19 protein-coding genes are annotated in these 18,988 nt (G+C 71.6%); 16 read left to right on the top strand and 3 right to left on the bottom strand.

Annotated features, from left to right (window positions below; translation table 11 throughout):
• Positions 1-113 precede the first annotated feature (113 nt).
• The 4 genes from folE2 to V4F39_RS05635 all read left to right on the top strand — a co-directional run bounded on the left by folE2 (position 114) and on the right by V4F39_RS05635 (position 4,053).
• Positions 114-902, top strand: a complete 789-nt coding sequence (gene folE2 / locus V4F39_RS05650; RefSeq protein WP_332288331.1) for a GTP cyclohydrolase FolE2 — start codon at positions 114-116, stop codon at positions 900-902.
• Between the two features lie 114 nt (positions 903-1,016).
• Entirely contained in the window at positions 1,017-1,934 is a 918-nt protein-coding gene (locus V4F39_RS05645) for a LysR family transcriptional regulator (protein ID WP_332288330.1), read from the top strand.
• 209 nt (positions 1,935-2,143) lie between these two features.
• A complete protein-coding gene (locus V4F39_RS05640) occupies positions 2,144-3,130 on the top strand; it encodes a tripartite tricarboxylate transporter substrate binding protein (protein WP_332288329.1) in 987 nt (328 codons plus the stop codon).
• Positions 3,131-3,135: 5 nt separating this feature from the next.
• Positions 3,136-4,053 (top strand): HpcH/HpaI aldolase/citrate lyase family protein, encoded by a 918-nt coding sequence (locus V4F39_RS05635; protein WP_332288328.1) that lies wholly within the window; start codon positions 3,136-3,138, stop codon positions 4,051-4,053.
• On the opposite strand, the gene V4F39_RS05630 is transcribed toward V4F39_RS05635, so the two are convergent.
• Positions 4,022-4,798: an IclR family transcriptional regulator gene (locus V4F39_RS05630; protein WP_332288327.1), complete on the bottom strand. Its 777-nt coding sequence runs from the start codon at positions 4,796-4,798 to the stop codon at positions 4,022-4,024. The genes V4F39_RS05635 and V4F39_RS05630 overlap by 32 nt on opposite strands.
• A 169-nt stretch (positions 4,799-4,967) precedes the next feature.
• On the opposite strand from V4F39_RS05630, the gene V4F39_RS05625 reads away from it, so the two are divergent.
• The 11 genes from V4F39_RS05625 (at position 4,968) to V4F39_RS05575 (ending at position 16,005) form a co-directional block, all read left to right on the top strand.
• Positions 4,968-6,239, top strand: a complete 1,272-nt coding sequence (locus V4F39_RS05625; RefSeq protein ID WP_332288326.1) for a CaiB/BaiF CoA transferase family protein — start codon at positions 4,968-4,970, stop codon at positions 6,237-6,239.
• Entirely contained in the window at positions 6,236-7,336 is a 1,101-nt protein-coding gene (locus V4F39_RS05620; RefSeq protein ID WP_332288325.1) for a TauD/TfdA family dioxygenase, read from the top strand. Before V4F39_RS05625 ends, V4F39_RS05620 begins: the two co-directional genes overlap by 4 nt.
• 133 nt (positions 7,337-7,469) lie before the next feature.
• Entirely contained in the window at positions 7,470-8,441 is a 972-nt protein-coding gene (locus V4F39_RS05615) for an isopenicillin N synthase family dioxygenase (RefSeq protein WP_332288324.1), read from the top strand.
• Between the two features lie 115 nt (positions 8,442-8,556).
• Positions 8,557-9,336: an alpha/beta fold hydrolase gene (locus tag V4F39_RS05610; protein WP_332288323.1), complete on the top strand. Its 780-nt coding sequence runs from the start codon at positions 8,557-8,559 to the stop codon at positions 9,334-9,336.
• Complete coding sequence (locus tag V4F39_RS05605; RefSeq protein ID WP_332288322.1) at positions 9,333-10,334, top strand: ABC transporter substrate-binding protein; 1,002 nt, start codon at positions 9,333-9,335, stop codon at positions 10,332-10,334. Before V4F39_RS05610 ends, V4F39_RS05605 begins: the two co-directional genes overlap by 4 nt.
• A gap of 52 nt (positions 10,335-10,386) precedes the next feature.
• Entirely contained in the window at positions 10,387-11,187 is an 801-nt protein-coding gene (locus V4F39_RS05600) for an ABC transporter ATP-binding protein (protein WP_332288321.1), read from the top strand.
• A gap of 5 nt (positions 11,188-11,192) precedes the next feature.
• Entirely contained in the window at positions 11,193-11,957 is a 765-nt protein-coding gene (locus V4F39_RS05595; protein WP_332288320.1) for an ABC transporter permease, read from the top strand.
• A 15-nt stretch (positions 11,958-11,972) separates the two neighbouring features.
• On the top strand, positions 11,973-12,488 hold the full coding sequence (locus tag V4F39_RS05590; RefSeq protein WP_332288319.1) for a nucleoside deaminase: 516 nt from the start codon (positions 11,973-11,975) through the stop codon (positions 12,486-12,488).
• Positions 12,489-12,506: 18 nt separating this feature from the next.
• Positions 12,507-13,286 (top strand): FAD binding domain-containing protein, encoded by a 780-nt coding sequence (locus V4F39_RS05585; protein ID WP_332288318.1) that lies wholly within the window; start codon positions 12,507-12,509, stop codon positions 13,284-13,286.
• Positions 13,283-15,535 (top strand): xanthine dehydrogenase family protein molybdopterin-binding subunit, encoded by a 2,253-nt coding sequence (locus tag V4F39_RS05580; RefSeq protein ID WP_332288317.1) that lies wholly within the window; start codon positions 13,283-13,285, stop codon positions 15,533-15,535. The genes V4F39_RS05585 and V4F39_RS05580 overlap by 4 nt, the downstream gene beginning before the upstream one ends.
• Complete coding sequence (locus tag V4F39_RS05575) at positions 15,535-16,005, top strand: (2Fe-2S)-binding protein (protein ID WP_332288316.1); 471 nt, start codon at positions 15,535-15,537, stop codon at positions 16,003-16,005. Before V4F39_RS05580 ends, V4F39_RS05575 begins: the two co-directional genes overlap by 1 nt.
• 58 nt (positions 16,006-16,063) lie before the next feature.
• On the opposite strand, the gene V4F39_RS05570 is transcribed toward V4F39_RS05575, so the two are convergent.
• Both V4F39_RS05570 and V4F39_RS05565 read right to left on the bottom strand, forming a co-directional pair.
• A complete protein-coding gene (locus V4F39_RS05570; RefSeq protein ID WP_332288315.1) occupies positions 16,064-16,495 on the bottom strand; it encodes a DUF1841 family protein in 432 nt (143 codons plus the stop codon).
• A 63-nt stretch (positions 16,496-16,558) separates the two neighbouring features.
• The gene (locus V4F39_RS05565) at positions 16,559-17,713 is read right to left on the bottom strand and encodes an MFS transporter (protein WP_332288314.1); all 1,155 of its coding nucleotides are present in this window, start codon (positions 17,711-17,713) and stop codon (positions 16,559-16,561) included.
• A gap of 225 nt (positions 17,714-17,938) precedes the next feature.
• On the opposite strand from V4F39_RS05565, the gene V4F39_RS05560 reads away from it, so the two are divergent.
• Positions 17,939-18,970 carry a metal-dependent hydrolase gene (locus V4F39_RS05560; RefSeq protein WP_332288313.1) on the top strand — a complete coding sequence of 344 codons (1,032 nt, stop codon included), beginning with the start codon at positions 17,939-17,941 and terminating at the stop codon, positions 18,968-18,970.
• The last annotated feature ends 18 nt before the right edge of the window (positions 18,971-18,988 follow it).

Here is an 18,988-nt window from a genome sequence, read left to right as displayed (position 1 = left end):
GGGGGGCTGGGGCCGCCGCGTCGCGGCGGCGACAGACCACGCTGCCGAAAGAGCCTATACGGACGCAGCTGCGGATTTGCTGCGATCCTGCCGACCTGCCCATCGCCTGCACCATGACTTCACTCTCCGACGCCCTGCACATCCCCGACACCCAGAGCGAGCACGACGGTCGCCACCTGGTGATCCAGCGCGTCGGCGTCAAGGATGTGCGCTACCCGCTGCAGATCCGGGTGGCCGGTGCCGCCCAGGCCGTCACCGCGCAGTGGGATCTCGACGTGCGCCTGCCCGCGGAGCAGAAGGGCACCCACATGTCGCGCTTCGTCGCTTGGCTGGATGCGCTCGACACCCCGCTGGACGCCGCGACGCTGCGCACCCAGATGGCCGGGATGCTCGACAGGCTGCACGCCGACGAGGGCCGCATCGAGGCGCGGTTCTCGTTCTTCCTGCGCAAGCGGGCGCCGGTGTCGGGCGTGCAGAGCCTGCTCGATTACCAGGCGCGCTGGATCGCCGAGACGCGCAACGGCCAGACGTCGATCTGGGCCGAGGTCGGCGTGCCGGTGAAGAGCCTGTGCCCTTGCTCGAAGGAGATCTCCGACTACGGTGCGCACAACCAGCGCTCGCTGGTCACGGTGCGGGCCGAGCTGCTGCAGCCAATCGAGTGGCACGAACTGGTGCGCTTCGCCGAGGAAAGCGCCTCCAGCGAGATCTGGCCCCTGCTCAAGCGGCCCGACGAGAAGTGGATCACCGAGCGCGCCTACGAGAACCCCAAGTTCGTCGAGGACCTGGTGCGCGACGTCGCGCTGCGGCTCAACGCCGACCCGCGCATCGGCCGCTACGTGGCCGAGGTCGAGAATTTCGAGTCGATCCACAACCACTCGGCCTACGCGCGCATCGAGCGGTAAGTGGGGCACCCGGCGCCGCGGGTACGCGGCACCACCCGCCGGGCGGGTTGCGCGGCCGCTGCGGAGCGGCCGACTGCTGGCCGCGTGGCGCGTTCGTTGCAGGATGCATGAACCATGCACATCCACGCCCGCTCGCTCACCTACTTCGACATGATCCGCCGCTGCGGCTCGATCCGCGAGGCCGCGCGGCGGCTGCACGTGGCTTCGTCGGCGGTGAACCGGCAGCTGCTGCAGCTGGAGGCGGAGGTCGGCTCGCCGCTCTTCGAGCGCATGCCCACCGGACTCAAGCTCACCTCGGCGGGCGAGGTGTTCTCGCGCCACGTCATCACCGTGCTGCAGGACGAGCAGCGCATGGCCGGCGAACTCGACATGCTGCGCGGCATCCGCCGCGGCGCACTGAGCGTCATCTCGGTGGAGGGGCTGAACGCCGACCTGCTGCCGGCCTGCCTCGAAAGCATGATGACGCGCTATCCCACCATCCGCATCCAGGTGCGGTCGGCGGGTTCGGCGCAGACGGCCGCGGCCGTCACCGATGGCGATGCCGACATCGCCATCGGCTTTTCGCTCGAGCGCACCGAGGCGCTGCGGCAATGCGCCGTCGGCCGCTTCGGCCTCGGGGCCGTGGTGCGGGCCGACCACCCGCTCGCGAAGCTGCCGCAGGTCACCTTCGCCGAATGCGCGCGCTACCCGCTGATCCTCGCGGCGCCCGAGCTGTCCATCCACGCCGTGATGCGCCCGCTGCTGGCCAACCACAAGCGCGCGCAGACGGTGCTGCTCGAGAGCGCGTCGGTCGAACTGGCCAAACGCGTGGCCGGCCGCGGCGTCGGCGTCGCGTTCCAGACCCGGCTCGGCCTGGAGCGCGAGATCGCTGCCGGCGAGATGGCCTATGTGCCGCTGAAGGCACCCGTGCGGCTCGTCACCGAGCTGGGCGTGTACGTGCGCGCCGGCCGCACGCTGCCGCCGGTGCTCGATGCGTTCATCCGCATCGTGGCCGAAGAGATCGAGCGCCGCGAGGCCGAAGAGCCTCGCTAGCCGCCAGCCGGCGGCGCCGTCCGCTGCTGCGCCGCCGACGCGGCCCCGTCCCAGCAGTCGCCTGACTGCGTCAACACGTTTGCCTTCGCACGCCTATCAGGGTCATCCCTTGATGGGCATGCCACAGCTTGCGTGCCTATACTTTGATCTAGAACAGACATCATGTCTATTTTGTAAGGCACACGCGGCAACCCCGAAGGAGACACGCGATGGAACAGTGGCACGGGAAGATCAGGGCGGCGGCGATGGCCGCAGTGGCGCTGGCGGCGGCCAGCGCGGTTCACGGGGCGACGCCGGCCGAGCCGACGCTACCCAAGACCGTGCGCATCGTGGTCCCGTTCAGCGCCGGCGGCAGCAACGACCTGTTCGCCCGCGCGCTCGGGCAGCGCATCGCCGGCAAGTTCAACGTCACGGTGGTCGTCGACAACAAGCCGGGCGCCGGCGGTGCCATTGGCAGCGACATGGTGGCAAGGGCGGAGCCCGACGGCGGCACGCTGCTGCTGACCTCCGTCAGCTTCAGCACCAACGCGGCGGTGCAGCCCAAGCTGCCGTACGACCCGCTGAAGTCCTTCGCGCCGGTGGCGCTGGTGTCGCGGGGGCCGATGCTGCTCGTCGTCGGCAACCAGACGCCCTACAAGTCCACGGCCGAACTGCTGGCCGCGGCACGCGCGCAGCAGGGCAAGTTCAACTACGCATCGGCCGGCATCGGCTCGATCGGGCAGATGGGTGGGGAGCTGCTCAACGCCATGGGCGGCACGCAGGTGCAGCACGTGCCCTACAAGGGCATCTCCAATGCGGTGTCGGACATGATCGGCGGCAATGTTGAGATGATGGTGACGACGACGGCTTCGGTGAACGGGCCGCTGAAGGCAGGCTCGATACGGCCCATCGCCGTCACGTCGCTGGAGCGTTCGAAGTTCGCGCCCGACTTGCCGGCCGTGTCCGAAGCCTTGCCGGGCTATGCGGTCGAGGCCTGGTGGGGCGTGTTCGCGCCCGCGCGCACCCCCAAGGCACTGGTCGACCGGCTCAACGCGGAGATCCGGGCCGCAGGCCAGACCGAGGAACTGCGCGAGCTGTACGCCCGCGAGAGCACCGAGGCCGGCACGATGACGGCCGACCAGTTCGCGGCCTTCGTCGCCAGCGAGGTGAGCAAGTGGCGCAAGTTGGCGAAGGAACGCAACATCACCGCGGAATGACCGCCATGGCCGACTTCGCTCCGGGCCAGCGGCGCCTGCCGGCCTGGCGATCGATCCTCTACGTCCCGGCGAACGCGCCGCGCTTCATCGCCTCGGCTCCAAGCCGGGGGGCCGATGCCATCCAGCTCGACCTGGAGGACAGCGTGCCGCCGGCCGAAAAGCCGGCCGCGCGCGAAGGGCTGCGCCAGGCCGTGGCGGCCGTCGCGCAGGGCGGCGCCGATGTGCTGGTGCGCATCAACCGGCCGCTCTCGCTGGCGGTTGCGGACGTGCAGGCCGCGGTCTGCGCACCGGTCAAGGCGCTCACGGTCACGAAGGTGGACGGGCCGTCGCATGTGCGCCTGCTCGACGAATTGGTGTCCGAATGCGAGGCGCGCGAGGCGCTGCCGCACGGGCAGGTCGGCCTGGTGCTGCTGATCGAGACGGTTGCCGCCTTCATGGAGATGCGTGAGATCGCCAGCGCCTCGCCGCGTGTCATCGCGCTTGCGCTGGGCAGCGAGGACTTCGCGCTCGATGCCGGCATGGCCGCGTCGGACGACACGATGCTCGGGCCGAAGCAGCGCATGGTGCTGGCGGCCCGGGCCGCCGGCGTGCTGCCGCTGGGGTACATCGGCAGCGTCGTCGACCTGGAGGATCCGGAGGGCTTCCGCGCCATGGTGCGGCGCTCGCGCGGGTTCGGGTTCGAGGCGGCGACCTGCGTGCATCCCCGGCAGGTGGCGATCGTCAACGAGGAATACGGCGTGCCGCCGGCCGAACTGGCGTGGGCGCGGCGCGTCGTCGACGAGCACGCGCGCCATGCCGCGGCGGGGCAGGGTGCGTTCCGCCTCGACGGCCGCATGGTCGACAAGCCGGTGGTGGACCGTGCGGTGCGCCTGCTGGCGCGCGACGCGGCGCTCAGGCGTGGCGGGGCGGCTTCAGGTTCTTGAACACCGTGGCCAGCGGCTCGGCATAAAACGCGGCATCGCCTCCCAGGTCCGACGTGAGCTGGCGGCTGGCAGCGGCCACCAGCGGCAGGCATTCCGCGTACTTCGCCTTGTCGAAGCGGTAGAGCGGGATCCCCAGCGAGATCGCCCCGGCGAGCCGCCCTTGCCCCGCGAAGACCGGGCAGGCGATGGCGGCGCTTTCGGAGTCGCGCTCGGCGAGCGAGACGGCATGGCGCGCCGCGCGGATCTCGTCGTAGACCTTGCCCGGTTCATCCGAGAAGGCCAGCAGCACCTTGCCCGCGGCGCCGCGCTGCAGTTCGACGCGATCGCCTTCCGGCACGTTCATGCGCACCCGGCGCGGCAGCTCCACGCGGTGGAGGCACACCCGCTGGTCGCCCTCCCGCACGTACAGCGCGGAGGTCTCGTGCGTCGACCGGGTCAGTTCGCGCAGCACCGGCAGCACGTAGTCCTGCAGGCGGAACTGCGCCTGGTAGATCATGCCCAGGTAGAACGGCGTGGCGCCCAGCATGTAGCGCCCGTCCGGCAGCCGCTTCAGGTAGCGGTAGTGCTCCAGCGATTCGCACAGCCGCAGGATCGTGCTGTGGTACAGGCCCGTGGCCTTCATCAGGTCCGTCAGCGTCATGCCGTCGATGCTGTCCTCGAACGCCTGGAGGATCGTCAATGCACGGTTGACGGCGGCGACGCCGGGCTCGGCGCTTTCCTTCTCGGACAGGGGTTCTGCAGGCATGGCGGGAACAGGGTCGGGCAATGGTGGAAGCCGGGGCGGTGCCCGCGGCGGCGTGCATCGTAAGCCATGGCCCCCCGGTTGACATCGGCCTTCAGACGGTTAGACTCCAAAAATAGACATGATGTCTATTTAAAAGAAACCTCCCTCCGATCCAAGGCAGGCACCGTCGATGGCCCGACTGCATACCCAACGTTTCGACCCCGGTCTGGCAGGCCCGCTGGCGGGGCTGCGCGTGGTCGACATGTCCCGCTTGGTGGCGGGCAACATGCTCACCCTGCAGCTCGCCGACTTCGGCGCCCAGGTGGTGAAGATCGAGCCGCCCGCGGGCGACACGCTGCGGAATTTCCGCGCCGACGGCTACGACACTTGGTGGAAGACCTATGCCCGCAACAAGCACAGCGTGGCGCTCGATCTGCGGCAGCCCGGCGCGGTGGAGGTCGTCAAGGCGATGGCGGCGCAGGCCGATGCGTTGATCGAGAGCTTCCGCCCCGGCGTGCTGGAAGCCATGGGCCTCGCGCCCGATGTGCTGCTGGCGATCAACCCGAAGCTCGTCATCACGCGGTTGTCGGGTTGGGGCCAGACCGGCCCCTACCGGGAGCGGCCCGGTTTCGGCACGCTGGTCGAAGGCTATTCCGGGTTCGCCTCGATGAACGGCTTCGCCGACCGCGAGCCGGTCCTGCCGCCGATGTTCCTCGGCGACATGACGGCCGGGCTCTACGGCGCCAGCGCCACGATGATGGCGCTGTGGGAGGTGCGCGCCAACGGCGGGCGCGGGCAGGTCGTCGACCTGTCTCTGTTCGAGCCCATGCTGTCGATCCTGGGACCGCAGTCGGCCAACTTCCGCTTCACCGGGGAGGTCAAGCAGCGCACCGGCAGCCGCTCGAGCACCACGGCGCCGCGCAATGCGTACCTCACCGCGGACGGCCAGTGGGTGTGCCTGTCCACGTCCACCGAGACGATGGCGGCGCGGCTCTTCCACGCCATCGGGCGGCCCGACATCACGCAGGATCCGCGCACCAGCACCGCCCGCGGGCGGCTGCAGCATGTGGAGGAGATCGACGGCATCGTCGGCGGCTTCATCCGCGGCCGCACGCTGGCCGAGAACCTGGCGTTCTTCGAGCAGGCGCAGGTGACCATCGGCCCGATGTGCGACGCCTCGCAGCTGCTCGACGATCCCTACGTGATCGAGCGGCGCAGCCTCGTCGACGTCGAGGACGAGGAACTCGGCTTCGTGCCGATGCACAACGTGACGCCCCGCATGAGCACGACGCCCGGCGGCTTTCGCCGGCCGGCGCCCGCCATCGGGGAGCACAACCGCGAGCTGCTGCTGCCGTTGCTGGGCGCCGCGGAGTACGACCGCCTGCTGACTGCAGGCGCCATCGTCGAGGCGCGGCGCCCGCCGGCGCCCGCCCATCCCCTGGAGACGAAGACCACACCATGAGCCAACATCCCATGAACCAGATCGGACGAACCATCGTCGGCCCCGGCGCCTGGAAGGGCCCGGAGATCGACTGGACGCGAGAAGGCCTGCACGTGCTCAGCGCCGAGGAGGTCCGGGAGATCGACGCCGCGCTCGCGCACCTGCTCTCGCTCGGCGAACTCGACTTTCCCGAGATCACGCCGCAGACCTTCCCGCTCGACCGCGTCGCGGCGCTGATGCGCTCGCTGCCCGACCGCCTGCGCAACGGCTGCGGCTTCCTGATGCTGCGCGGCCTGCCGCGCGAGCGCTATTCCGACGACGACATGGCGCGCGTCTACTTCGGCCTGAGCAGCTACGTCGGCCGGCCGATGACGCAGAGCTACCTGGGCGACCTGATGGGCCATGTCGTCGACGTGAGCGACCTCGAGCCCAAGTCGCGCGGCTACCGCAAGGGCGGCGGCCAGCTGATGCACACCGACTCCTGCGACATCATCGGCCTGATGTGCCTGCGCACCGCGATCTCGGGCGGCGAGAGCCGCATCTCCAGCGCGCTGGCGGTGCACAACTGGATGCTCGAGCACCGCCCCGACCTGCTGAAGGTGCTCACCGAGGGCCTGTACCTCAAGCGCACCGACGAGGACGGGCGGCGCGCGACGCGCACCTACAGCGAGCACAAGGTGCCCTTCTTCTACGGCGAGGACGGCGAAGTGACCTGCTACCTCCCCACCGGCTACGCGCGGCTGGCCGAGAAGAGCGGGCAGCGCCCCTTCACGCCCGAGGAGTCGGAGGCGCTGTACGTCGTGCGCAAGGCCGCCGCGTCGCCGGAGCACACCCTCGACATGGGCTTCAAGGACGGCGACATCCAGTTCCTGAACAACCGCATCATGGTCCACGGCCGTACCGACTACGAGGACCACAAGGAGCTGCCCAAGCGCCGCCATCTCCTGCGCATGTGGCTGCGCATCGACTCGTGGCCGAAGCTGCCGCAGCGGCAGGTCTTCCACACCGACGAGGACATGCGGCTGTGGAGCCGCGGACGCCGCCGCCTGATGGAACTGCCGTCGACCCACGACCGCGACCTGCTGAACCCGGACGTCGAGAAGTCGATGGTCGAGTGAGCCTGCCAGGGTGTCGCCGGAGCTCGGCCTCCTGCTGCCGTTTCGGCATCACCCTGCGCAAAAATCTGCGCTATCGCGGACACCGCGGCGTTCCTAGACTGCATCGCATCGCAGCCTCGATGACGATGCAGCCATGTCCTCCAGCCCTTCATCCGAACGCCCAGGCATCCCGCTGATCGACATCGGCGCCCTGCGCGGCGGCAGCGCCGAAGCCCGCGCCGGCGTGGCCCGCCAGCTGCGCGCGGCGTGCGAGCAGCGCGGCTTCTTCTACATCCGCAACCACGGCGTGAGCCCGGTGCTGATCGCGCAGGTGTTCGCCGCGTCGGAGGCCTTCTTCGACCAGCCGATGCCGGCCAAGCTCACCCTCGACAAGGTGCGCTCGCCCTGCAACCGCGGCTACGAGCCGCTGCGGGCCCAGCGCCTGGAGGCCGGCGCGCCGCCCGACCTGAAAGAGAGCTTCTACATCGGCGAGGAGGTCGCGGCCGACGACCCGCGCGTGCGGGCGGGGCGCTTCAACACCGGCCCCAACCAGTGGCCGGCCGGCCTGCCCGGCTTCCGCGAGACGATGGAGGCGTACTTCGAAGCCGCCCACGCACTGGGCGCGGTGATTGTGCGCAGCCTGGCCGAATCACTCGACCTGCCCGAGGGCTATTTCGAAGGCTATCTGCAGGAAGCGGCCGCCACGCTGCGCCTGCTGCACTACCCGCCGCAACCGCCGAACCCCGCGCCCGGCGAGAAGGGCTGCGGCGAGCACACCGATTTCGGCGGCGTCACCCTGCTGCTGCAGGACGAGACCGGCGGCCTGCAGGTGTGGGACGCGGCCGATCGCGCCTGGATCGACGCGCCGCCGATCCCCGGCACCTACGTGGTCAACATCGGCGACCTGTTCGCGCGCTGGACCAACGGCCGCTACCACTCCACGCTGCACCGGGTCATCAACGTGTCCGGCCGCGAGCGGCATTCGGTGCCGTTCTTCTTCACCGGCAACCCGCTGCACGAGGTGGCCTGCCTGCCCACGTGCCTGGCGCCGGGCGAGGCGCCGCGCTTTCCGCCGGTGACGGTCGAAGAGCACCTGAAGGACTGCTACCGCCGTACCTATGGATGAATGTCTGCCCCCAAGACGCCTGGCGGCGTCGCCCCCCCAGGGGGGAGCAGCCGGCCTTGGGGCGGCCCGGCGGCCGGGTGCTTCCTCGGGCTCTCCGACGCGGCCTCGCCATATCGTGCTCATCCATGGCGCATGGCAGGGCGCGTGGGCCTTCGCGGCATGGACGCCGCTGCTCGCGGCGCGCGGCTGGGTGCCGCATGCGGTCGACCTGCCCGGCAACGGCTGGGGTGCCACCGCGGACGCGCCGGCCGACCTGGCGCGCTACACGCAGCAGGTGGTCGACGTGATCGACGGCATCGGCGAACCGGTCGTCGTGCTCGGCCACAGCGGCGGCGGCATCACCGCGTCGCAGGTGGCCGAGGCGTTGCCCGACCGGGTGCTGGCCGTGGTCTACCTCGCCGGGATGATGCTGCCCTCCGGGCTCTCGTACGGCGAGCTGGTGCGCGACGCCGCGGCGGAGGCGCCCGGCGAGGACTTCGCCGGCATCACCCCCTACCTGGAATGGAACGCCTCGCGCAGCCACAGCCGCGTGCGCCCCGACGGCGCGCTGCGCTGCTTCGTGCACGACTGCGACGCCGCCGCGGCGCGGGATGCCGTCGGCCTGCTGCGCCCCCAGCCCGAGACCGGGCGCGACATGCGCAACCACCTCAGCGCCGAGCGCTTCGGCCGCGTGCCGCGCTTGTACGTGGAGTGCAGCGACGACCGGTCGGTGCTGCCCGCACTGCAACGGCGCATGCAGCGGCTCAGTCCCGGTGCGCAGCGGCTCGTGCTCGACGTCGGCCACGTGCCGCAGCTCGCGCAGCCCGCGCTGCTCACTGCGCTGCTGTGCCCGGCCCTGGAAATGCTTGTGCCTTCCCGTTCCCCGTCCTCATCCCCTTCCCAGGAAATGCCATGAAGTCCCTCCCGCGTCCCCGCCCGCGTTCACTCGCCGCCGCGCTGCTGCTGGCCGGTGCAGCGTTCGCCGCCCATGCCGCCGACAAGCTCGTCGTCCAGCTCGACTGGCTGCCGGGCGGCGACAAGAGCTTCGTCTATGCCGGCCTGGGCCAGGGCTTCTTCGCCGCCGAGGGGCTGGACGTGACGATCGTGCCGGGCCGCGGCTCGGCCGACGCGATCACCAAGGTCGGCTCCGGCGCGGCCGACGTGGGCTTCGGCGGCATCTCGTCGCTGATGATGGCGGCCGCCGAGAGCGGCGTGCCGGTGAAGGCGGTGATGTCGCTGTATTCCAAGCAGCCCGACGCGCTGTTCACCGTCAAGGGCGGCAGCCTGGCCAGCCTGAAGGACGTGGCGGGCAAGACCGTGGCCACCTCGACCTTCTCTTCGTCCAACGCGCTGTGGCCGGTGATCCTCGAGAGCAACGGCATCGATCCGGCGAAGGTCAAGCTGCTGAAGGTCGACCCCAGCACGCTCGCGCCGATGCTGGCGCAGGGCCGCGTCGACGCGACCATCAACTGGGTGACGGTGGGCCCCGGCTTCCAGACCGTGCTCAAGCAGGCGGGCAAGGAGCTGTCGGTGCTGCCATGGTCGCAGTACGGGCTCGACGGCTACGGCTGGTCGGCGATGGCGGGCGACAAGATCATCCGGGAGCGGCCCGACGTGCTGCGCCGCTACCTGCGCGCGCTGAACAAGTCGCTGCAGTTCGCCATCGCCCACCCCGAGAGGGCCGCGGCCGACCTGAAGGCCTCGGTGCCCGAGGCCGACGTCGCGGTGATCGCGGCGGAGTTCCGCGCCTCCCTGCCGCTGCTGCAGAACGAGATCTCGAAGCGCGACGGCCTCGGCGCCTACGACCCCAAGCTGCTCGCCGCCACATGGACGTGGGTCGCCAAGTCGATGGACTACGCGCCCGCCAAGGTCGACCCGGAGAAGCTCGTCGACCGCAGCTTCCTCAACAAGTGATGTCCTTGCCGTGAGCCTTCCGCAGCCCGTCCTCCCGCTCCCGGCCGCTGCGGTGGCCGCCTGGCCATCGCCGGCTGCCGGCGATGGCGTGGTCCGCTTCGAGGGCGTCGGCCAGACCTTCCGCTCCAGCGACGGCAGCGCCGTCACCGCGCTGCAGGACGTGAACCTGAGCCTGCGCCGGCACGAGTTCGTCTCGGTCATCGGCCCCTCGGGCTGCGGCAAGTCGACGCTGCTGCGCCTGGTGGCCGGGCTGCTGCGTCCCACGGCCGGCACGGTGTCGATCTTCGGCATGCCGGTGACCGAGCCGCGCGACGAGATCGGCTTCGCGTTCCAGAAGCCGACGCTGCTGCCCTGGCTGAACGTGCTCGACAACATCACGTTCCCGATGAAGCACAAGCACGGCCGCGTCGACGCGCGCGACACCGCGCGGGCCCACGCGCTGCTGAAGACCGTGGGCCTGGCTGACTTCGCCGGCAAGCGGCCGCACGAGCTGTCGGGCGGCATGCAGCAGCGCGTGGCCATCGCGCGGGCGCTGCTGCACGACCCCGACATCCTGCTGATGGACGAACCGTTCTCGGCGCTCGATGCGCTCACGCGCGACGAGATGAGCTTCGAGCTGCTGCGCATCTGGGGCGAGCGGCCGAAGACGGTGGTGTTCGTCACGCACTCGATCCCCGAGGCGTTGCTGCTGTCCGACCGCATCGTGGTGATGAGCGCGCGCCCCGGCCGCATCGCCGAGATCATCGACGTGCCGCTCGCGCGGCCGCGCCACCTGGCCACGCTGGGCGATCCGGTGTTCACGCAGCTCGCCAACGAGATCCGCGTGAAGGTCTTCACCAGAAAGCCGGAGTGAACACGATGCCAGGTTTCTTCGATCGTCATGCCTCGCTGCTGGCGGCCATCGGCGTGCTGGTGGCGTGGGAGCTGGCGTGCCGGCTGCTGGCCATCCCGGTCTACGTGTTGCCTGCGCCGAGCGCCATCGTCGTCGCGGCGACCGAGCTGGGCGCCGTGCGCTGGGGCGAGCATCTGTTCGCCACGCTGGAGGTGGCGCTTGTCGGCTATGCCGTGGCCATCGCCATCGCGGTGCCGCTGGCCATCGGGCTCACGAGCTCGCCGTTGCTCGCGCGCACGCTGATGCCGTGGCTGGTGGTGGTGCAGTCCACCCCCATCGTGGCCATCGCGCCCATCATCGTGGTGTCGCTCGGCGCGGGCACGCTGCCACGCGTGGTCATCACGACGCTGATCGCGTTCTTCCCGGTGGTGATCTCCACCGCCACCGGCCTGGCCTCGGTGCCGGCCGAGCTGATCGAGCTGTCGCGCACGCTGCGCGCGCCGCGCTCACGCGCCTACTCGCAGATCAGGCTGCCGTATGCGGTGCCGTACATCTTCTCGTCGCTCAAGGTGGCCATCACGCTGGCCGTGGTGGGGGCGGTGGTGGCCGAGTTCGTCGCGGCGGAGAAGGGGCTGGGCTACCTGATCCTCTTCGCTACCTCGTCGTTCAAGGTGCCGCTGGCGTTTGCGTCGCTGGTGATCCTGGTGGCCTGCAGCCTGCTGCTGTTCGCGGCGATCGCGGGGGTGCAAAGATGGTTCTTCCCGTGGAGCCTGCCGACGGCTTCCGACTGAACAGGAGACTTCCCGATGAGCCACCCGACCACGCTGCCACCCCAGGGCCTGACGCCGACGAACGAACAGATCCTGCGGCACCTGCGCCGCTCCAACGCGGTGGCGCAGCGCGCCGTCTCGCTCGGCCACCATCCGTTCGGCGCCGTGCTGGTCGGCCCCGACCAAGAGACCGTGCTGCTGGAGCAGTGCAATATCGACACGGTCAACCACGCCGAATCGACGCTGGCCCGCGTGGCCGCCACCAACTTCACGCCCGAGTTCCTGTGGGGCTGCACGCTCTACACCGCGGTGGAGCCCTGCTGCATGTGCGCCGGCACCGCCTACTGGGCCAACATCGGCCGCGTGGTGTTCGGCATGACGGAGGCGCAGCTGCTCGAAGCCACCGGCAGCCATGCCGAGAACCCGACGATGAGCGTGGCGTCGCGCTACGTGTTCGACCACTGCCAGAAGCCGGTGGAGCTGATCGGTCCGGTGCCCGAGATCGCCGCCGAGACCGTGGCGATGCAGCAGGCCTTCTGGGCCCAGCGCTGAACGAACGGCCGGCCTCGCATGAAACTCGCCGAGCGCTGCGCCGATGCGCCCGCCGCGCAGCGCAGCAAGGAGGCGCTGGGCCCGGGCGCGGCGTTTGTTGGCGGCGGCACCGCGCTGCAGCTGGCGTGGGCGGAAGGCGCGCCGCCAGGCCTGACGCTGATCGACGTCAACCACCTGCCGCAGGCGCGGGGCATCGACATCCGCCGTGGCGTGCTGCGCATCGGCGCCGCGGTGCGGCTGGAGGCCGTGCGCACCGATGCGCGGGTGCGCCAGTTCGCACCGCTGCTGGCGCAGGCCTGCGACGGCCTGGCGGCGCTGTCGGTGCGGCACCTCGCCACGCTGGGCGGCAACGTCGGCTGGCGCTTCGGCGACACGCTGGCCGCGCTGCTGGCGATGGGCGCGCAGGCCGAGCTGGCCGATGGCCAGCAGGTGCCGCTCGACGGGCTGATGGCGCGGCCCGAATTGCCGCTGGTCGTTGCGCTGCACGTCGACGGCGGCCGGCTGCCGCGCATCGCGTTCTACGAGAAGGTGGGGCGCCGCGCCGCGTTCTCGCCGTCGCGGCTGGCGCTGGCGGTGTGTGCCGATCCCGGCCCGCCGGGCGGTGCCGGGCTGCTGCAGGACCTGCGCATCGGCGCCAGCGGTGCGGGCCTGCGCGGCCGGCGGCTGCAGGCTGCGGAACGTTGCCTGTCGGGGCCCGGCGAGGTCACGCTGCGCGAAGCCTGTGCGCACGATCTGCCCGAAGACACGGCGATCGCGCGCCTGGCCGCGCGGCTGCTCACGGGGCATCTCCACCTGTGAACACGACCACCCCCGCCGCGCCGGCCGCCCTGCGCCCCGACGCCGCCGCCAAGCTCGCCGGCAACCCCGGCTACCCCAGCGACCGCATCCGCGCCGGCCAATTGCACGGCGCCATCCTCGGCAGCCCGCATCCGCATGCGCGCATCGTGGCCATCGACACCCGCGCCGCGGCGGCGATGGCGGGTGTGCACGCCGTCGTCACCCACGCCGACATCCCCGGCGAGGCGCGCTACGGCCTGCGCGTGATCGACCGGCCCGTGCTCTGCAAGGGCAAGGTGCGCTGCATCGGCGACCCGGTGGCCGCCGTCGCGGCCGAAACGCCCGAGCTGGCGCAGCAGGCGCTGGCGGCCATCCGGGTCGAGTACGCGCCGTTGCCGCGGGTCGACGACGCCGAGGCGGCGCTCGCCGAAGGCGCGGCGGCGGTGCACGACGAACACCCGGCCGGCAACCTGCTGCACCGCACTGCCCACCATCGCGGCGACGCGGCCGCGGCGCAGGCCGCCTGCGTGCACATGGTCGAGGCCGAGTACGAATCGCCGCGCCAGATGCATGCCTACCTGGAGACCGAAGGCGGCGTCGTCGAGCCCGACGGCACGGGCGGCTGGGTGGTGCACTTCGGCTGCCACAACCCCGAGCGCGACCGGCAGGTCATCGCCGCGATGCTGGCGCTGCCGCCCGAGCGCGTGCGCGTGATCGGCACGCCGGTGGGGGGCTCCTACGGCGGCAAGGACGAGCTGACCATCCAGCCCATTGCCGCGCTGCTGGCCTGGAAGGCCGGCCGCGCCGTGCGGCTGCACCTGCGCCGGCCGCAATCGGTGGACCTGGGCGTCAAGCGCCACCCGATGCGCATCCGCATGCGCACCGGCTGCGATGCCGAAGGCCGGCTGCGCTGGCACGAGGTGCACCTCCTGGCCGACACCGGCGCCTACGCCACGCACGGGCCCGAGGTGCTCGACGCGGCGCAGGAGCACGCCGTCGGCCCGTACCGCTACGACGCGGTCGCGATCGAAGGGCGGCTGGCCTACACCAACAACGGCATCGCGGGCGCGTTCCGCGGCTTCGGCGCGGTGCAGGTGCAGTTCGCGCTGGAGCGGCAGATCGAGCGGCTGGCCGAGGCGGTAGGCCTCGATGCTGCCGAGTTCCGGCGTCGCAACCTCGAAGCGCCCGACGGCCCCGGGCCGCTGGGCCAGGTGGTGGTGCCGTTCGACGGCGCGGCGCAGGCGCTGGCGGCCGTGGCGCGGCACCCGTTGTGGCAGGGCCCGCGGCGCTGGCGGGAAGGCCGCTGGCTGCATGGCGTGGGGCTGGCCCTGGTGCATCGCAGCGACGGCTTCGGCCGAGGCGCCCCCAACGGCGCGAAGCTGGCGCTGGGCCTGGCGCCCGACGGCGCCATCGAGCTGCGCGCCAGCTTCACCGAGCTGGGTCAGAACCTCGTCGGCAGCATCGGCGCGATGGTCGTGCGCTGGCTGGGCTGCGCCGCGGCCGACGTGCGCGCGGTGATCGGCGATTCGGCGCTGCCCGATGCGGGTGCGGTCGCGGCGTCGCGCGCCACCACGCTGGTGTGGCGCGCGCTGGCGCTGCATGGCGCGGCCTGGGGCCGGCAGGTGTGCGCGGCGGCGGAAGGCTGCCTCGGCCTGCCCGCCGGCGCCTTGCGACTGGGCCCCGGCGGGCTGTGGGATGCGCGGGCGACACCGTCGCTGCGGCTTTCCTATGCGGACCTGGCGCGCCGCCTCGGCGACATGCGCCCGCAGGTGCAGATCGATCTCGCGCCCGAGGAAACGCCCAGCGCCATCGACGCCGCGCACTATGTGTTCGGCGCCTGTGCGGCACTGGTGCAGGTGCGCGTGGACGCCTGGACGGGCGTGGTGCGCGTCGATCGCATGGTGCTGGCCGCAGCGCTGGGGCCGGTGGTGTCGCCGCTCGGCTTCCTGGGCCAGATGGAAGGCGGCGCGCTGATCGGGCAGGGCATGGCCACCATCGAGGCGCTGCCGATGCACGAGGGCCGCTACCTGGCGCGCAACCTCGACGGCTACCTCGTGCCCACGATGGCCGACGCGCCGGCGATGGAGCTGATCACGATCGAAGACCTGCCGCCCGGCGATCCGGTGGGCCCGCGCGGCGCGGGCGAGATCAGCGTCAACATCGCCACCCCCGCCGTGGCCAACGCCATCGCGGCCGCCACCGGCATGCCCGTGGCGCGGCTGCCCGTGGCGCCCGACGACCTCCTCGACTTTCTGGAAGCGAGCGCCTGATGGACGCGACCGATGCCTCGTTCGACCTGCGTTTCGAACTCAACGGCGAGCCCGTGCGCGTGGCCTGTCCACCTGACCGGCGGCTGCTCACACTGCTGCGTGAAGACTTCGGCCTCACCGGCGCCAAGCCGGGCTGCGAAGTCGGCCGCTGCGGCGCGTGCATGGTGTGGCTCGACGGCGAGCCGGTGAACGCCTGCCTGGTGATGGCCTGGCAGCTCGACGGCCGGCAGGTGCGCACCATCGAATCGGTGGCCGCCGACGAGCGCAGCGCCCCCGTGCGCGAGGCCCTGGCCTGCCACGGCGCGGTGCAGTGCGGCTACTGCAACGCCGGCATGGTGATGACGCTCACCTGGCTGCACGGCCGCACGCCGCGGCCCGATGCGCAGGAGGCGGCGGCGCTGATGTGCGGCAACCTGTGCCGGTGCACAGGCTACGGCGGCGTGGCGCGGGCGGTGGAGGCGCTGTTTTAAAGAGCGCTTCAGTGTGCGGGTCGCACATTCAAGCCCGCTTTCATACGTGGACCGCGGCCTACCGCGTCGCCCGCCGCCGCACGCATTCCAGGTAGGCCTGCCCGTCGGGCGGCAGCCCGCTGCGCTGCGAGGCCCACACCATCTCGCCCAGGCACTCCATCATCTGGTGCTGCGCCTCGTGCGCCGAGTTGAGCCTGGCGGCCAACAACTCGAAGGCCTGCTTGATGCCGGTGGGCTGGTCGATGGCCACCTGCTCGCTGATCGACAGGTGCATGCTCAGGTGCAGGAAGGGGTTGGTGCGGCCTTCCTCCACCGTGTAGCTGGCGGCCAGCGCCGCGTCCACATCCGACAGGTCGCCGTGGTACTCGGGGTGCGCCTCCACCCACGGCGCCGCCACCGCCTCCATCGGCACCAGCGGGAGGCGTTCGCGCTGCTTGCGCAGCACTTCGCAGAAGAAGCGGCGGACGTCGTGCTGGGAGGGCTGGAACATCGTGCGATTGTCGGGCAGCCGCCCGGGCCGCGCGGCGATGGGTGCTTTGCCGGCCGCTGCCCGTCAGGCCATGGCCGGCTGGCGCCGCCCGCGCTCGTCGGCGACCGACAGCGCCCAGATCGCCAGCCCGCCCAGCGCCAGCGCGCAGCCGACCCAGCCGGTGGACGTCCAGCCGTAACCGCCGGCGATGGCCAGGCCGCCCAGCCATGGACCCATCGCGTTGGCGAAGTTGAACGCGGAATGGTTCAGCGCGGCGGCCAGGGTCTGCGCCTCGCCGGCCACGTCCATCAGGCGGGTCTGCAGCGCGGTGCCCAGGCCGCCGCCGCAGCCGATCAGGAAGACCACCGGCAGCAGCGTCCACAGGCTGTGGGCCGCGAACGGGTAGAGCGCCAGCGACACCGCGCTCCACAGCAGCATGCCGCCGGCGGCGGGCATCAGCGCGCGGTCGGCGGCCCAGGCGCAGCCGATGGTGCCGGCCGTCATGCCCAGGCCGAACACGCCCAGCACCAGCGGCAACGTGGTGGGCGCCACGCCCGTCACCTCGATCAGCGTCGACGCGAGGTAGGTGTAGACCGCGAACATGCCGCCGAAACCGACGGCGCCGATGCCCAGCGTGAGCCACACCTGCCGGTTGCCCAGCGCACCGAGCTCGCGCAGCGCGCTGGCGCCGGGCTGCACGGTGTCGCGCGGCGTGTAAGCCGAGACCATCACGGCGCACAGCAGCGCCAGCACCGCCACCACCGCAAAGCCCCAGCGCCAGCCGGCCCACTGGCCCAGGCCGTTGGCCAGCGGCACGCCGATGATGGTGGCCACGGTGAGCCCGAGCATCATGCAGCTCACCGCGCGGGCGCGCCGCTCGGGCGGCACCAGCGAGGCGGCCACCAGCGCGCCCACGCCGAAGTAGGCGCCGTGCGGCAGGCCGCTGAGGAAGCGGAAGACCAGCATCCAGCCATAGGTGGGCGCCAGCGCGCTCAGCCCGTTGGCCAGCCCGAACAGCAGCATCAGCCCGATCAGCAGCGTGCGCCGAGCCACCCTGGCGGCCAGCACCGCGATGACCGGCGCGCCGACCACCACGCCCAGCGCGTAGGCGCTGATGACGTGGCCGGCGGTCGGCTCGTCGATGCCCAGCGCCGGCGCGAAGAAGGGCAGCAGGCTCATCGACGCGAACTCGGTGGTGCCGATCGCGAAGCCGCCGATGGCCAGGGCGAGGAGTGCCATCGCGGCGCGGCGGCTGTCGACGGCGGGCGTCGGGGGCAGGGGCTGCCGCAAGGGCGGGGCGGAAGACATGCGTGCGGGACCGGGCGCTGGCGGGAGAAAGGATGCTGCATTGCAACATGAGATCGAAAGCCCATGGGCCGTGTCGAGCAATGCCGGCGCCGGCCCGATATGCTCGCGCGCCCCGTGCCCGCCTTCGCAGGCCGGCTCCCTCCACTCTCCTGCCGCATGGATTCACTCTCCCAGATCACGCTCGGCGCCGCCGTCTCGGTGGCCTGCATGGGCCGCCGCACGGCGGTGTGGAAGGCTGCGCTCGTCGGCGCCGTGGCCGGCACGCTCCCCGACCTGGACGCGCTGCTCGACCATGGCGACCCGGTGCGCAACATGACGCTGCACCGCACCGAAAGCCACGCGCTCTTCTGGCTGACGCTGGCTGCGCCGGTGCTGGCCTTCGGCGTGTCGCGGCTGCTGCGCGAGGCGGGGCAGTTCAGGCGGTGGTGGCTGGCGGTGTGGCTCACGCTCGTCACCCACCCGCTGCTGGACCTGATGACGGTGTACGGCACGCAGCTTGCGCTGCCGTTCACCAACCACCCCTTCGGCGTCGGCAGCGTGTTCATCATCGATCCTGCCTACACCCTGCCGCTGCTGCTGGGCACGGCGCTCACGCTGGCACGCAGCCGTTCGGTGCGCGCGGGCGGGCCGGGCTTGGGCTGGAACGCCGCCGGCCTGGCCGTGAGCACCGCCTACCTGGCGTGGGGCGTGGCAGTGCAGCAGCACGTCAGGGACCTGGCGGAGGCCTCGCTCGCGCAGGCCGGCCTGCGTGTCGAGCGGCTGCTGGTGACGCCGGCGCCGCTGAGCACGCTCGTGTGGCGCGTGGTCGCGATCACGCCGGCGGACGATGCGTACCACGAGGGCTTCTACGCCCTGGCCGACCGCGGCCGGCCGATCCGCTTCGAGCGCCATCCGCGCGGCGAGGCGCTGCGCGCGGAGCTGCAGGATTTGCTCAGCGTCGAGCGCATCGCGTGGTTCAGCCACGGCTTCTACCGCCTGCGGGAGGCGGACGGCCGCGCCTGGATCACCGACCTGCGGATGGGGCAGGAGCCGTACTACAGCTTCGACTTCGCGGTGGCACGCCGGGGCGAGGGCGGGCGCTGGGAGCCGCAGGTGCCCGAGCAGGTCTGGGGTCGGGTGCCGATCGGGCCGGGGCTGGACTGGCTGGGCCGGCGCCTGACGGGTCGCGACGTGGCGCCGCCGAGGTGACGCGCCGCCACCTCACAA

Origin of the sequence: Aquincola agrisoli (assembly GCF_036621135.1) — a bacterium.
In the GTDB taxonomy this organism is placed as follows: Bacteria; Pseudomonadota; Gammaproteobacteria; order Burkholderiales; family Burkholderiaceae_C; genus Aquincola; species Aquincola agrisoli.
This window is presented reverse-complemented; position numbering and strand designations above follow the sequence as displayed.

Bases quoted from the DNA above. Each gene is read 5' to 3' on its own strand.
- folE2 (WP_332288331.1), top strand. From the start codon at position 114: ATGACTTCACTCTCCGACGCCCTGCACATCCCCGACACCCAGAGCGAG.
- V4F39_RS05595 (WP_332288320.1), top strand. From the start codon at position 11,193: ATGCCAGGTTTCTTCGATCGTCATGCCTCGCTGCTGGCGGCCATCGGC.
- V4F39_RS05620 (WP_332288325.1), top strand. From the start codon at position 6,236: ATGAGCCAACATCCCATGAACCAGATCGGACGAACCATCGTCGGCCCC.
- V4F39_RS05615 (WP_332288324.1), top strand. From the start codon at position 7,470: ATGTCCTCCAGCCCTTCATCCGAACGCCCAGGCATCCCGCTGATCGAC.
- V4F39_RS05640 (WP_332288329.1), top strand. From the start codon at position 2,144: ATGGAACAGTGGCACGGGAAGATCAGGGCGGCGGCGATGGCCGCAGTG.
- V4F39_RS05645 (WP_332288330.1), top strand. From the start codon at position 1,017: ATGCACATCCACGCCCGCTCGCTCACCTACTTCGACATGATCCGCCGC.
- V4F39_RS05560 (WP_332288313.1), top strand. From the start codon at position 17,939: ATGGATTCACTCTCCCAGATCACGCTCGGCGCCGCCGTCTCGGTGGCC.
- V4F39_RS05590 (WP_332288319.1), top strand. From the start codon at position 11,973: ATGAGCCACCCGACCACGCTGCCACCCCAGGGCCTGACGCCGACGAAC.
- V4F39_RS05575 (WP_332288316.1), top strand. From the start codon at position 15,535: ATGGACGCGACCGATGCCTCGTTCGACCTGCGTTTCGAACTCAACGGC.
- V4F39_RS05585 (WP_332288318.1), top strand. From the start codon at position 12,507: ATGAAACTCGCCGAGCGCTGCGCCGATGCGCCCGCCGCGCAGCGCAGC.
- V4F39_RS05625 (WP_332288326.1), top strand. From the start codon at position 4,968: ATGGCCCGACTGCATACCCAACGTTTCGACCCCGGTCTGGCAGGCCCG.
- V4F39_RS05630 (WP_332288327.1), bottom strand. From the start codon at position 4,798: ATGCCTGCAGAACCCCTGTCCGAGAAGGAAAGCGCCGAGCCCGGCGTC.
- V4F39_RS05635 (WP_332288328.1), top strand. From the start codon at position 3,136: ATGGCCGACTTCGCTCCGGGCCAGCGGCGCCTGCCGGCCTGGCGATCG.
- V4F39_RS05565 (WP_332288314.1), bottom strand. From the start codon at position 17,713: ATGGCACTCCTCGCCCTGGCCATCGGCGGCTTCGCGATCGGCACCACC.
- V4F39_RS05570 (WP_332288315.1), bottom strand. From the start codon at position 16,495: ATGTTCCAGCCCTCCCAGCACGACGTCCGCCGCTTCTTCTGCGAAGTG.
- V4F39_RS05605 (WP_332288322.1), top strand. From the start codon at position 9,333: ATGAAGTCCCTCCCGCGTCCCCGCCCGCGTTCACTCGCCGCCGCGCTG.